Below are 502 nucleotides of genomic sequence, written 5' to 3' on the forward strand. Positions count from 1 at the left end.
TGACAAATGCCCGAAAAAAGTGCACAACAACCACCGTTTACCGATACTCACATGCCCATTAAAATAGGCGCCCTTATCGTTATNCCCAATTTGGAACCACAATGCGCACCAGCAACTTCCTGATCGCCACCCAGAAAGAAACACCCGCCGACGCTGAGGTCATCAGCCACCAGCTAATGATAAGGGGAGGAAGGAGGAGGAAGGGAGAAGAAGGAAGAGAAAAAGGGAGAAAGAGAGGAAGGAGGGGGAGGAGGAAGGGAGAGAGGAGGGGGAGAGAAGAAAGGGAAGGAGCGGGCGCCCAGGAAGTCAGTATGCCGGTCGTGCAACCGGCAGAACTGTGGGAAGAATCGGGTCGCTGGGAACAGTACGGCCCTGAACTATTGCGCATCCACGACCGGCACGAGCGCGATTTCTGCCTTGGCCCCACGCACGAGGAAGTCATCACCAACCTCGATGCCGCGTTTGATTTGCAACGTGCCCTGGCCGTCCGGGCTGAGGTCGC

Annotated in this window: 1 pseudogene; it reads left to right on the top strand. The window is 56.5% G+C overall.

Going from position 1 to position 502, the window contains the following annotated elements:
• Window positions 1–101 precede the first annotated feature (101 nt).
• Window positions 102–502: pseudogene (locus tag A3709_RS01980) on the top strand (hypothetical protein); the annotation flags it as partial.

The sequence above is a fragment of the Halioglobus sp. HI00S01 genome (assembly GCF_001635445.1).
GTDB classification, from domain to species: domain Bacteria; phylum Pseudomonadota; class Gammaproteobacteria; order Pseudomonadales; family Halieaceae; genus Halioglobus; species Halioglobus japonicus.